Source organism: Streptomyces sp. NPDC107528, from assembly GCF_055639295.1.
Window position 1 is genome coordinate 1,007,896 of sequence record NZ_JBVKAV010000001.1, and the last position, 11,996, is coordinate 1,019,891.

Annotated in this window: 16 protein-coding genes; 12 read left to right on the top strand and 4 right to left on the bottom strand. The window is 71.8% G+C overall.

Going from position 1 to position 11,996, the window contains the following annotated elements; translation table 11 throughout:
• Nucleotides 1-14 precede the first annotated feature (14 nt).
• Complete coding sequence (locus ACZ7L5_RS04800) at nucleotides 15-269, top strand: LapA family protein (RefSeq protein ID WP_391396318.1); 255 nt, start codon at nucleotides 15-17, stop codon at nucleotides 267-269.
• Nucleotides 270-288: 19 nt separating this feature from the next.
• A complete protein-coding gene (locus ACZ7L5_RS04805) occupies nucleotides 289-837 on the top strand; it encodes a GNAT family N-acetyltransferase (RefSeq protein ID WP_471514379.1) in 549 nt (182 codons plus the stop codon).
• On the opposite strand, the gene ACZ7L5_RS04810 is transcribed toward ACZ7L5_RS04805, so the two are convergent.
• Nucleotides 815-1,162, bottom strand: coding sequence for a DUF6204 family protein (locus tag ACZ7L5_RS04810; RefSeq protein WP_471514524.1), 348 nt, complete (start codon nucleotides 1,160-1,162; stop codon nucleotides 815-817). The two genes, ACZ7L5_RS04805 and ACZ7L5_RS04810, sit on opposite strands and share 23 nt — an antisense overlap.
• 67 nt (nucleotides 1,163-1,229) lie before the next feature.
• Between ACZ7L5_RS04810 and ACZ7L5_RS04815 the strand changes: the two genes are divergently transcribed.
• Nucleotides 1,230-2,129 carry an arginase family protein gene (locus tag ACZ7L5_RS04815; RefSeq protein ID WP_471514381.1) on the top strand — a complete coding sequence of 300 codons (900 nt, stop codon included), beginning with the start codon at nucleotides 1,230-1,232 and terminating at the stop codon, nucleotides 2,127-2,129.
• On the opposite strand, the gene ACZ7L5_RS04820 is transcribed toward ACZ7L5_RS04815, so the two are convergent.
• Entirely contained in the window at nucleotides 2,120-2,467 is a 348-nt protein-coding gene (locus ACZ7L5_RS04820) for a VOC family protein (RefSeq protein WP_328878199.1), read from the bottom strand. The two genes, ACZ7L5_RS04815 and ACZ7L5_RS04820, sit on opposite strands and share 10 nt — an antisense overlap.
• Nucleotides 2,468-2,579: 112 nt before the next feature.
• Between ACZ7L5_RS04820 and ACZ7L5_RS04825 the strand changes: the two genes are divergently transcribed.
• A complete protein-coding gene (locus ACZ7L5_RS04825; RefSeq protein WP_471514383.1) occupies nucleotides 2,580-3,086 on the top strand; it encodes a phage holin family protein in 507 nt (168 codons plus the stop codon).
• 58 nt (nucleotides 3,087-3,144) lie between these two features.
• A complete protein-coding gene (locus ACZ7L5_RS04830) occupies nucleotides 3,145-3,396 on the top strand; it encodes a hypothetical protein (RefSeq protein ID WP_471514385.1) in 252 nt (83 codons plus the stop codon).
• On the opposite strand, the gene ACZ7L5_RS04835 is transcribed toward ACZ7L5_RS04830, so the two are convergent.
• Together ACZ7L5_RS04835 and ACZ7L5_RS04840 are read right to left on the bottom strand one after the other, a co-directional pair.
• The gene (locus ACZ7L5_RS04835; RefSeq protein WP_471514387.1) at nucleotides 3,393-4,484 is read right to left on the bottom strand and encodes an enolase C-terminal domain-like protein; all 1,092 of its coding nucleotides are present in this window, start codon (nucleotides 4,482-4,484) and stop codon (nucleotides 3,393-3,395) included. The genes ACZ7L5_RS04830 and ACZ7L5_RS04835 overlap by 4 nt on opposite strands.
• Before the next feature lie 20 nt (nucleotides 4,485-4,504).
• Entirely contained in the window at nucleotides 4,505-5,461 is a 957-nt protein-coding gene (locus ACZ7L5_RS04840; RefSeq protein WP_471514389.1) for an LLM class F420-dependent oxidoreductase, read from the bottom strand.
• Between the two features lie 166 nt (nucleotides 5,462-5,627).
• Here ACZ7L5_RS04840 and ACZ7L5_RS04845 point away from each other — a divergent pair, with 166 nt between their 5' ends.
• The 7 genes from ACZ7L5_RS04845 (at nucleotide 5,628) to ACZ7L5_RS04875 (ending at nucleotide 11,990) form a co-directional block, all read left to right on the top strand.
• Nucleotides 5,628-7,274 (top strand): NAD(P)/FAD-dependent oxidoreductase, encoded by a 1,647-nt coding sequence (locus ACZ7L5_RS04845; protein WP_471514391.1) that lies wholly within the window; start codon nucleotides 5,628-5,630, stop codon nucleotides 7,272-7,274.
• Complete coding sequence (locus ACZ7L5_RS04850) at nucleotides 7,271-9,118, top strand: transketolase (protein ID WP_471514393.1); 1,848 nt, start codon at nucleotides 7,271-7,273, stop codon at nucleotides 9,116-9,118. Before ACZ7L5_RS04845 ends, ACZ7L5_RS04850 begins: the two co-directional genes overlap by 4 nt.
• Nucleotides 9,115-10,044: a non-homologous end-joining DNA ligase gene (gene ligD, locus ACZ7L5_RS04855; RefSeq protein WP_471514395.1), complete on the top strand. Its 930-nt coding sequence runs from the start codon at nucleotides 9,115-9,117 to the stop codon at nucleotides 10,042-10,044. The genes ACZ7L5_RS04850 and ligD overlap by 4 nt, the downstream gene beginning before the upstream one ends.
• A 60-nt stretch (nucleotides 10,045-10,104) precedes the next feature.
• Nucleotides 10,105-10,446, top strand: a complete 342-nt coding sequence (locus tag ACZ7L5_RS04860; protein ID WP_328878192.1) for a gas vesicle protein GvpO — start codon at nucleotides 10,105-10,107, stop codon at nucleotides 10,444-10,446.
• A 95-nt stretch (nucleotides 10,447-10,541) separates the two neighbouring features.
• Complete coding sequence (locus ACZ7L5_RS04865) at nucleotides 10,542-10,970, top strand: gas vesicle structural protein GvpA (protein WP_471514397.1); 429 nt, start codon at nucleotides 10,542-10,544, stop codon at nucleotides 10,968-10,970.
• A complete protein-coding gene (locus ACZ7L5_RS04870; protein ID WP_328878190.1) occupies nucleotides 10,967-11,737 on the top strand; it encodes a GvpL/GvpF family gas vesicle protein in 771 nt (256 codons plus the stop codon). Before ACZ7L5_RS04865 ends, ACZ7L5_RS04870 begins: the two co-directional genes overlap by 4 nt.
• 4 nt (nucleotides 11,738-11,741) lie before the next feature.
• Complete coding sequence (locus ACZ7L5_RS04875) at nucleotides 11,742-11,990, top strand: gas vesicle protein GvpG (protein ID WP_362381590.1); 249 nt, start codon at nucleotides 11,742-11,744, stop codon at nucleotides 11,988-11,990.
• Nucleotides 11,991-11,996 lie beyond the last annotated feature (6 nt).

Here is an 11,996-nt window from a genome sequence, read left to right on the forward strand (position 1 = left end):
AGCATCCTGGACGTATGACCGCGAAGACGTCGGAGAGCGGCAGGAAGGTCGACGGGCGCCGGGGTGGCGTGCGCGGGGCGATGACTCCCACCCGGGTCGCCGTGCTGGTGCTCGTCGTCCTCGCCCTGATCTTCATCTTCGAGAACACCGGCGAGACCGAGATCCGGCTGCTGATCCCCCTGGTGACGATGCCGCTGTGGGCGGCGCTGCTCGCAGTGGGCATCATCGGCGCGCTGTTCGGGGCGTACTTCATGCGACGGCGCCGCTGACCGGTCGTACGCTGTCGGAATGCCGCACCCTGCGTCCCGCTACCTCGCCGAAGGCCCCCGCGTGGGCATACGTCACTTCACCTACGAGGACGCCGGCGAGTTCACCACACGCGCCCGCGAGAGCAAGGAACTGCACCAGCCGTGGCTCTTTCCGCCGGACAGCGGCGCCGCGTACGCCGCCTACGCCGGGCGGCTGATCGAGGATCCGACCAAGGCCGGGTTCCTGGTCTGCGCGAAGGACGACGGCGGGGGCATCGCGGGGTTCGTCAACATCAACAACATCGTCGAGGGCGCCTTCCAGAGCGGCGCCCTCGGCTACGGCGCCTTCGCGCACGCGGCCGGGCGCGGCCTGATGCGGGAAGGCCTCGACCTCGTGGTCGGGCACGCCTTCGGCCGGATGCGCCTGCACCGGCTGGAGATCAACGTCCAGCCGGCCAACGCCGCCTCCGTGGCCCTCGCCCGTGCCTGCGGCTTCCGGCTGGAGGGCTTCTCGCCGAGCATGCTCTTCGTCGACGGGGCCTGGCGGGATCATCAGCGGTGGGCGATCACCGCCGAGATGCGGGCTTGAAGTTGATCTTCATCGTGTCCAGGTCCGTGACGGTCGACCTCAGATCGCGGAAGCCGTAGCCCAGCTCCCGCAGCGCCCTCTCGGCCCGGTCCTCGGCGATCGCGCCGGCCATCTCCTCGCCGTCCGCCGCGTCGGAGACCACCACGTACCGCATCGAGAAGTGCTTGAGCGGCGACGGCTCGTAGGAGAGCGACCCCTCCTCGCTGAACCGCATGCTGGTCAGACCGTGCTCCGCGGCCTCGGTGAGCAGCCGCGTGCGGGCCGCGTCGGTGAGGGCGTCCCAAGTGCCGCGGACGATCACCCGGTACGTGTGCTGCTCGCTCATGCTTCCTCTGCCTGCTCCCATGTCGATGGCATTGAGCGTCGACTGTACGTCGGCGAGGATGAAGCGCATGCGGAATATCGTCGTGCTCGACGCCCCCTCCAACCTGGGCCTGCGCCCGCCCGCCCCCGGCACCGTGCCCGGCTGCCACAAGCTCGCCGGGGCGTTGCGTGAGCAGCGGATCGTGCAGCGGCTGCGGGGCCTGGAGGGCGGGGTGGTGGTGCCGCCGAGGTACGACCGGGGGGACTGGCAGGAGGGGGACGGCGTGTTCAACGCCGCCGCCATCGCCGGGTACACCCGCAGGCTCGCCGACCGGATCGAGCACCATGTGCGCGCCGGGGACTTCCCCGTGGTCCTGGGCGGCGACTGTTCCATCAACCTGGGCGCCGCCCTCGCGCTGCGCCGGATCGGGCGCTACGGCCTGGCCGTCGTGGACGCCTCCCCTGACTTCCGGCACCCGGGCAACTCCGACCGGGTCGGCGCGGCGGGCGGCGAGGAGGTCGCCCTGGCCACCGGGCGGGGGCAGGAGGACCTGACGAACCTCGAAGGGCTCAGGCCCTATCTCCGGGACGAGGACGTGCGGTACTTCGGCATCCGCGACTGCTTCGAGGAGGATCGCGCCGAGCTCGCCGGCCTGAAGATTCCCGTGGTGACCGTCGGCGACCTGCGCGAATGGGGCGCGGAGGCGCTGGGGTCCGTCACCCGCCAGGCCTTCGAGATCCCGCAGCTGGACGGCTTCTGGGTGCACCTGGACGCCGACGTCCTCGACCCGTCGGTCATGCCCGCCGTCGACAGCCCCGACCCGGAGGGCCTCACGCCCGACGAACTCGTCGCTCTGCTCCGGCCGTTGCTCGCCTCCGCACACTGCGTCGGCCTCAACGTCACCATCTACGACCCCGATCTGGACCCGGAGGGCACGGCCGGGGCGCTGCTCACCGACACCATCGTGGCGGCTCTCGATCAGGACTGACGGTCCGCGTACTCGTAGATCGTCCCGTCCGGGTGCAGCGCCAGCAGATTGCGTCCCACGGGCGTCGGCACCGGGCCCGCGATGATGTGCGCGCCCAGCTCGCTGAGCACTTGGTGCGCCTCGTCGACGTCCTTGACGGCGATCGTCGCCGCGACCTTGCGCAGCACCTCCAACTCGGCCTCCGGACCGCTCATCAGCAAGAAGCAGCCGATCGCGGCCACCTCGACGCCGCCGCGTTCGAAGCGGAGGGCGGTGGCGCCCGCGAGCCGTTCGTAGAAGGGGACCGCGGTCTCCAGGTCGTCGACGCAGACACGCAGCGTGGTTCCCAGGATGTCCATACGGACGAGCCTAGTTGGGGGTGGCGGGGGAGTGTGATCGTTTCACGCGATCCCCTCACGCGGCGCGTGACGGAGCGCGTTATGCGTACTCCTGTACGGGTACTCGGCGCCCATGGACCGCTTGGATCATCTTGAGCACCTGGACAAGCAACTGGTCGACGAGCTGGCACAGGTGGCGCGTGAGACCGTCCGCGACGAGCTGCGCGAGCAGACGCGCAAGCAACGCCGCCGGGCCACGCTGTACGCCGCGTCCGGCGCCGTCGCCCTGTACGCGGGCGCGGCTCTCGCGCTCGCGCTGGGACTGGGCCTCGCCGCCGGGCTTCCGGACTGGGCCGCCGCACTGATCACCGCGGTGATCCTCGGCGCGGCGGCGTACGCGCTGCGCAGCGCGGCACGTCCGAACGCGTCCCGGCCGACGGCGGACGAGGCGGAACTGACGGCCGCTCACGGACACACCGGCGGCGGCACCCCGCCGAACGGGCCAGGCCTGCCGTATCCGCCGATGCCGCCCGCCCCGCCGGAGACCGCAGTGCCCGGCGCGGGAACGCCGAACGCGGCCGGCGCGCGCAAGCCGCACCCTGACGACATCGCCCCCGAGCAGCCGCACCACCGGGCGTGACGCCGGTACGCATGCCGAGGGAGAGGGCCCCTGCTGCACGGTGGCAGGGGCCCTCGTCGTGACCGGGCCGGCGGCGGACGAGGTGCAGTGGGCCGGCGGAGAGGCCCTGACCGTCACCGTGGACATGGCCGACGCCAAGGCCGTCGGCAACGCCGCCCAGCAGGTCGCCGACACCTTCGGGCACATCGACGTCCGGGTCAACAACGCCGTTGGAGTACTGGGTGGGCGGGTCGACGGTGGCCCCCCGGCAGCCGACCCGCATGTCCCGTCGTCAGGCCGTGGCCCGGTCGGTCGCGCAGGCCTTGCCTAGACGACCCGGTACTCCCGCGCCTCCTCCGCCCGCAGCGTCAGCCCAAGGCCGATGCCCTGGGCCGGCGCCACCGCGCCGCCTGTCGGGTCCAGGGCGCCGGTGAAGAGCATGTCCTCCAGGCGGACGTGGTCGTGGAACCACTCGATGTGGCGGAGGTTGGGGACGGCGGCCGCCGCGGCGGCGTGGGCGTGCGGGGCGCCGTGGGCCGAGACGTCCAGGCCGTGGGCCTGGGCCAGGGCCGCGGCGCGCAGGAACTCGGTGAGGCCGCCGCAGCGGGTGGCGTCGATCTGGAGACAGTCGACCGCGCCCGCGGTGATCATGCGGGCGAAGTACGGGAGGTCGTAGCCGTACTCGCCGGCCGTGACGTCGCACGGCAGGGTGTCGCGCAGCAGGCGCAGACCCGTCAGATCGTCCGAGGACACCGGCTCCTCGAACCAGCCGACGCCGTGCTCGGCGAGGGCGTGGCCGACGCGGACCGCCTGCTTACGGGTGTAGGCGCCGCCTGCGTCCACGTACAACTCCGCCTCGGGACCGATCACTTGACGCGCCGCCTCGACCCGGGCCACGTCGCGCAGCACCGCCCGGCCCCAGTCCTCACCGACCTTGATCTTCACGCGCGGGATGTGCTGGCCGTGCACCCAGCCGTTCAACTGCGCGGCCAGATGCTTGTCGTGGTACGTCGTGAAGCCGCCGCTGCCGTAGACGGGGACGCGTTCGCGGCACATGCCGAGCAGCCGGGCCAGGGGCAGTTCGAGGAGGCGGGCCTTCAGGTCCCACAGGGCGATGTCCAGCGCCGAGATCGCGCACGCGGCGACGCCGGGGCGGCCCGCGTCGCGGATCGCGCGGGACATCGCGTCGTGCGCGGCCGGGATGTCCAGGGCGTTGCGTCCTTCGACGAGGGGTGCGAGGTGGTCGCGCAGGAAGTCGCCGATCGCCGCCGGGCCGTAGGTCCAGCCGGTGCCGGTCGCGTCGCCCGCCGCCACCTCGGCGATCACCACGGTCGTGGCGTCCCAGGCGAGCGTGCCGTCCGCCTCGGGGGCGTCGGTGGGAACCGTGTAGACGGAGACGACGGGGAGATGGAGTTTCATGGGGTCCTGTGCCGTCCCTCTCAGCGCGGGAGCTGCGGCAGCACCTTGGTGCGGTAGAAGTCGAAGAAACCGCGTTGGTCCGGTCCGATCTGGTTGACGTAGATCCGGTCGAAGCCCGCCTCGGCGAAGGCGTTCAGCGCGGACACATGCTCGTCGGCGTCGTCCCCGCACACCGTGTTGTCGCGCACCATCTGCTCGGTGATCAGCGGCTCCAATTGCTCGAAGTGGCTCGGCGAGGGCAGGATCTGGCCCATCTCGCCGGGCAGCAGCTGGTTGGACCACAACCGGCGCACGGTGCGTACGGCCTCGTCGCGGTCGGTGCCGTAGCAGACCTTCGTGCCGCCCATGACCGGCTTGGCGTTCCCGCCGCCCTTGCGGAACTGCGTGACCAGTTCCTCGTCCGGCATCATCGTGATGAACCCGTCGCCGACCCGTGCCGCGAGGGACGTCGCCGCCGGGCCGAAGCCGGAGATGTCGATCTGGACGGGCTCGTCGGGGACGGTGTAGAGGCGGGCGTTCTCCACCCGGTAGTGGTTGCCGTAGTGGCTGATCTCCTCGCCGGAGAACAGCCTGCGCATGATCAGGATGGCCTCCTCCAGCATGTCCATGCGCACGCTCGCGGGCGGCCACACATGGCCGAGGATGTGCTCGTTCAAGGCCTCGCCGGTACCGACGCCGAGCCGGAAGCGGCCGTTCGTCATCACCGCGCAGGTCGCGGCCGCCTGGGCCACCACCGCCGGGTGGATCCGCACGGTCGGGCAGGTCACGGCCGTCTCGACGGGCAGCGACACGGCCTCCGAGAGTGCGCCGATCACCGACCACACGAAGGGGCTCTGGCCCTGTGCGTCGTTCCACGGGTGGTAGTGGTCCGAGATCCACAGCGAATGGAATCCGGCCTGCTCAGCCATCCGCGCCTGCTCGACGAGATCGGCGGGGCGGAACTCCTCGGTCGCCAGGAAGTAGCCGTACTCGGGCATGAGGGACACCTCCGGGAGTGCCGCGTCGGCGGCGGGAACGGTCGCCGTCCCGGGTACCCGGAGGTCCGGCCGGAAACCGGGGCCGGCCCCGGGGCGGACGTTTGGTGGTCCTGACCAGGGGGACGCGGAAGGCTCCCGAGGTACGCGACAGGCCCGGAGGCCAACCGTGAGTCGACCCCGCATCGTGATCGTCGGCGCCGGATTCGCCGGGTACCGGGCAGCACGCACCCTGTCCCGGATCACCCGGCGGAACGCCGACATCACCCTGCTGAACCCGACCGACTACTTTCTGTATCTGCCCCTGCTGCCCCAGGTCGCCGCCGGCATCCTGGAACCACGCCGGGTGACCGTCTCGCTCTCCGGCACCCTGCGCCATGTGCGGCTCGTGCTGGGCGAGGCCGACGGCATCGACCTCGACGGGCACACCGTCCACTACACCGGCCCCGAGGGCGACGTGGGAACGCTGCCCTACGACCGGCTGATCCTCGCCGCGGGCAGCGTGAACAAGCTGCTGCCCATCCCCGGCGTCGCCGAGCACGCGCACGGCTTCCGCGGCCTTCCCGAGGCGCTGTATCTGCGCGACCACGTGACCCGGCAGGTGGAGCTGGCGGCCACCGCCGACGACCCCAAGAGCCGTGCCGCCCGATGCACCTTCGTGGTGGTGGGCGCCGGGTACACCGGCACCGAGGTCGCCGCGCAGGGCCAGCTGTTCACCGACTCCCAGGTGCGCAAGCACCCGTTGCGCACGGGCATGCGGCCACGCTGGCTGCTGCTCGACATCGCCGATCGCGTGCTGCCCGAGATGGACGAGAGGCTGTCGCGGACCGCCGACCGGGTGCTGCGGCAGCGGGGCGTGGACGTGCGGATGGGCACCTCCGTGAAGGAGGCCACGCACAACGGGGTGGTGCTGAGCGACGGCTCGATCGTGGACACCCGCACGCTCGTGTGGTGCGTCGGCGTACGGCCCGATCCGCTCGCCGAGTCCCTCGAACTGCCGATGGAGAAGGGCCGCCTGCTCGTCGACCCGCACCTCCAGGTGCCGGGCCGGCCCGAGCTGTTCGCCGCCGGGGACGCGGCCGCCGTGCCCGATCTGGAGAAGCCGGGCGAGTACACGCCGATGACCGCCCAGCACGCATGGCGGCAGGGCAGGACGGTGGGCCAGAACGTGGCCGCGTCCCTCGGCATGGGCGAGCGGCGCGCCTACCGCCACCGCGACCTCGGCTTCGTGGTCGACCTCGGCGGCGTCAAGGCCGCCGCCAACCCGCTCGGCGTCCCGCTGTCCGGCGTGGCGGCGGGCGCGGTGACCCGCGGCTACCACCTCGCGGCGATGCCCGGCAACCGCGTCCGCGTCGCCGCCGACTGGCTCCTGGATGCCGTACTGCCGCGCCAGGCGGTGCAGTTGGGTCTGGTGCGGTCGTGGTCGGTACCGCTGGACACGGGGTCGCCGGAGCTGGCCCGGGTGCCGGGGCGGTCGGATGCAGGGGCGGAGGACAAGAAGTCGACCACAGGGGCGCAGGACAAGAAAGGGGAGGAGCGCGGCGATCCCGCCGAGGAACGGGCCGACGGTCCCGAGGCCACCGAACCGCCCGACCCCGTCCAGGACCCCGACGCCGGCAAGCACCCAGAACCACCCGGCCCCGTGAAGCGGCCCAACTCCCGAGCGGGCGGCAGCGAGCCGAGCCCCGGCGCCGGCACCGCGACCGGAACGGCCGGCCAGCCGCCCCCCGGGACACCGGCCGTCCACAAACCGCACCCGGACGCGCCCATCGCCTCCGAGCCTCGCTCCCAGCACCCTCCGAAAGGAGACTCATGAACACCGCTGAACTCGTCGAACTGGCTCAGCAGCTGCGCGTGGACAGCGTGCGTGCCTCCGACGCCGCGGGATCGGGGCATCCGACCTCGTCGATGTCCGCCGCGGATCTGATGGCCGTACTCCTCGCGGAGCACCTCCGCTACGACATCGACCGGCCCGCCCACCCCGGCAACGACCGCTTCGTCCTCTCCAAGGGACACGCGTCGCCGCTGCTGTACGCCGCGTACAAGGCCGCCGGCGCCATCGAGGACGGCGAACTGGTCACCTTCCGCAAGCTCGGCAGCCGGCTCGAAGGGCACCCGACGCCGCGGCGGCTGCCGTGGGTGGAGACCGCGACCGGGTCGCTCGGGCAGGGACTGCCGGTCGGCGTCGGTATCGCGCTGGCCGGGCAGCGGCTGGACCGGACCGGGTACCGGGTGTGGGTGCTGTGCGGAGACAGCGAGCTCGCCGAGGGGTCCGTGTGGGAGGCCGCCGAGCACGCGTCGTACGAGCATCTGGACAACCTCACCGCCATCGTCGACGTGAACCGGCTCGGCCAGCGCGGCCCGACCCGGCACGGTCATGACCTCGATGCCTACGCCCGCCGCTTCCAGGCCTTCGGCTGGCACACCATCGAGGTCGACGGGCACGACGTGGACGCCATCGACCGTGCGTACGGCGAGGCCGAGTCCACCGTCGGGCAGCCCACCGTGATCCTCGCCCGGACCCTCAAGGGCAAGGGCGTCGAGGCCGTCCAGGACCGCGAGGGACTGCACGGCAAGCCGCTACCGGATGCCGACGGGGCCATCGCCGAACTCGGCGGACGGCGCGACCTGCGCATCCACGTCCACGAGCCGTCCGCCACCCGCATGCTGCACGCCGTACCCGGCGGACGCCTCGACCTGCCCCGCTGGGACAAGGGGGAGGAGGTCGCCACCCGCAACGCCTACGGCGAGGCGCTCGCCGCGCTCGGCACCGGTCGCGGCGACGTCGTCGCCCTCGACGGCGAGGTGAGCGACTCCACCCGCGCCGAGTTCTTCGCCAAGGAACACCCCGACCGGTTCTTCGAGTGCTACATCGCCGAGCAGCAGCTGGTCGCCGCGGCGGTGGGGCTCGCGACCCGCGGCTATGTGCCGTACGCCTCCACCTTCGCCGCCTTCCTCACCCGCGCCTACGACTTCGTGCGCATGGCGTCCGTCAGCGGCGCCGGCATCAACCTCGTCGGCTCGCACGCGGGCGTCGCGATCGGGCAGGACGGGCCGAGCCAGATGGGCCTGGAGGACCTGGCGATGATGCGGGCCGTGCACGGCTCGACCGTGCTGTACCCGTGCGACGCCAACCAGACCGCCCGGCTCGTCGCCGCCATGGCCGGCCTGGAGGGCGTCCGCTATCTGCGCACCTCCCGCGGCGCCGGCCCGGTCATCTACGGCCCGGACGAGGAGTTCCCGGTCGGCGGCAGCAAGGTGCTGCGCTCCAGCGACCGCGACCGGCTGACCGTCGTCGCGGCCGGCGTCACCGTGCACGAGGCGCTCGCCGCCGCCGACGCGCTGGACCGCGAGGGCATCCAGGTCAGGGTCGTCGACCTCTACTCCGTCAAGCCCGTCGACCGGGACACGCTGCGCCGGGCCGCCGAGGAGACCGGCTGCCTGCTCACCGTGGAGGACCACCACGAGGAGGGCGGCATCGGCGACGCGGTCCTCGACGCGTTCCTCGACGGGCGCCCCGTGCCGCGCCTGGTGCGCCTCGCCGTCCGCATGATGCCGGGCTCGGCCTCGCCGGACGAGCAGCTGCACGCCGCGGGCATCGACGCCGCGTCCATCGCCGCCGCGGGCAAGCTGCTGGTGGAGGAGGCGGTCGTACGGTGACCGGCGACGGCGGTACGACGAAGGTGCGGGCGGGCCGCCGTACCGTCGAGGTCAAACGTGTCGACAAGGTGCTCTTCCCCGGCGACGGGGGTGCGAAGGAGTACACCAAGGGCGACCTCGTGGACTACTACCGGGCCGTCGCCGCGTTCATGCTGCCGCACCTGCGCGGCCGCCCGCTGATGCTGGAGCGGCACCCCGACGGTGTCGACGGCCCGCAGTTCATGCAGAAGAACACCCCCGAGCACTACCCGGACTGGATCACCCGCGTCGAGGTCGCCAAGGAGGACGGCACCGTCCGCCACACGGTCTGCGACGACGTCGCGACCCTCGTCTTCCTCGCCGACCAGGCCTGTCTCACCCTGCACCGCTGGCTGTCGCGCACCGATGACATCGACCGGCCCGACCGCATGGTCTTCGACCTCGACCCGGCCGGGGACGACTTCGGGCAGGTGCGGGAGGCGGCCGGACTGCTGGGCGAACTGCTCGACGAGCTGAAGCTGCCGTCGGCGCCGATGACCACCGGTTCGCGCGGCTTGCACATCGTGGTGCCGCTGAAGGGCGAGGAGAACTTCGACCAGGTGCGCGAGTTCGCCCGGGACGTCGCCGACATCCTCGCCGACGCCCACCCGGACCGGTTCACCACCGCCGCCCGCAAGAAGGACCGCGGCGACCGTCTCTACCTCGACATACAGCGCAACGCCTACGCCCAGACAGCAGTCGCGCCCTACACCGTGCGCCCCCGTCCCGGCGCACCCGTGGCCACCCCGCTGACCTGGTCCCACCTGGACGACCCGGACCTCGACGCCCGCCGCTGGACCATCGCGGACGCCGTGGAACAGGCCCGCACCAACCCATGGGAAGGGGTGATGAGCCGGCCCCGCGCCCTGGGACCCGCGCGGCGCAGGCTCGACGCACTCCGTGGCTGACACAAGGAGACTGATGGGTTTGGCCAACGCCTTTCGGGCCACTCGCGGTTGGAGGAGCCCATGACTGATTCACAGAACTCACCCAAATCATCCAGACAACGACAGGGACGACAGGGCGGGGCGGACGACAAGCCGTCGCCGATGGAGGTGCTGCGCCAGGCACGAGCCCAGCTCGCCGAACTCACCGGCAAGGACGCCGAGACGGTGTCCTCGTTCGAACAGACCGAGGACGGGTGGGCACTGGAGATCGAGGTCCTGGAGCTGTCCCGCGTCCCGGACACGATGAGCCTGATGGCGAGCTACCAGGTGGAACTCGACCACCAGGGACAGCTCACCGGCTATCGCCGTGTCCGCCGCTACGAACGCGGACGGTCCGACGGACGCAGGTCCGGCGGCCGCTAGGCCGCACACGCCCGTCACATCATTCCCAGTCACATTCCCAGACGAATTTTCAGACGAATTCTTAGACGAATTCTCAGACAAGGAGGAACGGCGGCATGACCGTTGTCCCGGCACAGCAGTCCGGAGGCGGAGGCGGCAGCAGCGGCCTCTACGACGTCCTTGAGCTCATCCTCGACAGGGGGCTCGTCATCGACGCATTCATACGGGTCTCCCTCGTCGGCATCGAGATCCTGAAGATCGACGTCCGGGTCGTCGTCGCCAGCGTCGACACCTACCTCCGCTTCGCCGAGGCGTGCAACCGGCTCGACCTGGAGGCCGGCCCGCGCAAGAGCCCGGGCCTGCCCGACCTCGTCGGAGAGATCACCGAGTCCGGCGCACGCGGCAAGTCCAAGGGGGCGCTGTCCGGCGCCGCCGAGACCATCTCGGACGCCTTCAAGCAGGCGCGGGACGACAACGGCGAGCGCGAGTCCAGGCCGCGCGCCCGCAAGTCCACCGCGTCCCGCAGGAAGGAGGAGCAGGAGTGAGCACGTACGTGTACGCCATCACCGCGAGCTCCCACCCCACACTCCCGAGCGCCGTGGGCGGCGTGGGCGACCCGCCCCGCCAGCTGCGCATGCTCAAGCAGGGCGATCTGGCCGCCCTCGTCAGCGACGCCCCGGAAGGGCTGCGCCCCAAGCGCAAGGAGCTGCTGGCCCACTCGAACGTGCTCGCCGAGGCGGGCGCGGTCGGCTGCGTGCTGCCCCTGCGGTTCGGCAGCGTCGCCCCCGACGACGAGACGGTCACCGGCGTCCTCGCCGAACGCGCCGAGCACTACAAGGAGCGGCTCGCGGCCCTGGACGGCAAGGTCGAGTACAACATCAAGGCCAGCCACGCCGAAGAGGCGGTGCTGCACCGGGTGCTCTCCGAGAACCCGGAGATCCGGTCCATGACAGAGGCCAACCGTCAGGCGGGCGGCGGCACCTACGAGGAGCGGCTGCGGCTCGGCGAGATGGTGGTCGCCGCGATCAAGGCCCAGGAGGCCGAGGACGCGACCGACGTGCAGCACACCCTGGAACCGGCCGCGGACGCGGTCAGCGTGGGCCCCGAATCCTCCGGCTGGCTCGCCAATGTGTCGTTCCTGGTGGACCGCGGCGGGGCCGAGACGTTCCTGACGGCCGTGGAGCAGCTCCGCAAGGGCCATCCGCACCTCGACCTGCGTCTCAACGGCCCGCTGCCGCCGTACAGCTTCGTCGAGCCCGGCCCCGCCGAGCCCGCGGGGACCACGATCGGCGCGGAGAGCGCGGAGGAGTGAGGCCGTGGGACTGGTCGGGGAGGTACTGCTGCTGCCGTTCGCCCCGGTGCGCGGCAGCGCATGGGTAATCGGACAGGTCTTGAACGAGGCGGAGCGCCTCTACTACGACCCGGCGACGGTGCGCGCCGAACTCGCCGCCCTGGAGGAGCAGTTGACCTCGGGCGAGATCGACGAGGAGGAGTTCGACCGCCGGGAGGACGAACTCCTCGACCGGCTGGAGATCGGGCTCGCGCGACCGGCACCGGAAAACTGATGGGAC

Coding starts and splice junctions, on each gene's coding strand:
- ACZ7L5_RS04805 (WP_471514379.1), top strand. CDS start 289: ATGCCGCACCCTGCGTCCCGCTACCTCGCCGAAGGCCCCCGCGTGGGC.
- ACZ7L5_RS04820 (WP_328878199.1), bottom strand. CDS start 2,467: ATGGACATCCTGGGAACCACGCTGCGTGTCTGCGTCGACGACCTGGAG.
- ACZ7L5_RS04850 (WP_471514393.1), top strand. CDS start 7,271: ATGAACACCGCTGAACTCGTCGAACTGGCTCAGCAGCTGCGCGTGGAC.
- ACZ7L5_RS04840 (WP_471514389.1), bottom strand. CDS start 5,461: ATGCCCGAGTACGGCTACTTCCTGGCGACCGAGGAGTTCCGCCCCGCC.
- ACZ7L5_RS04800 (WP_391396318.1), top strand. CDS start 15: ATGACCGCGAAGACGTCGGAGAGCGGCAGGAAGGTCGACGGGCGCCGG.
- ACZ7L5_RS04810 (WP_471514524.1), bottom strand. CDS start 1,162: ATGAGCGAGCAGCACACGTACCGGGTGATCGTCCGCGGCACTTGGGAC.
- ACZ7L5_RS04860 (WP_328878192.1), top strand. CDS start 10,105: ATGACTGATTCACAGAACTCACCCAAATCATCCAGACAACGACAGGGA.
- ACZ7L5_RS04835 (WP_471514387.1), bottom strand. CDS start 4,484: ATGAAACTCCATCTCCCCGTCGTCTCCGTCTACACGGTTCCCACCGAC.
- ACZ7L5_RS04825 (WP_471514383.1), top strand. CDS start 2,580: ATGGACCGCTTGGATCATCTTGAGCACCTGGACAAGCAACTGGTCGAC.
- ACZ7L5_RS04815 (WP_471514381.1), top strand. CDS start 1,230: ATGCGGAATATCGTCGTGCTCGACGCCCCCTCCAACCTGGGCCTGCGC.
- ACZ7L5_RS04865 (WP_471514397.1), top strand. CDS start 10,542: ATGACCGTTGTCCCGGCACAGCAGTCCGGAGGCGGAGGCGGCAGCAGC.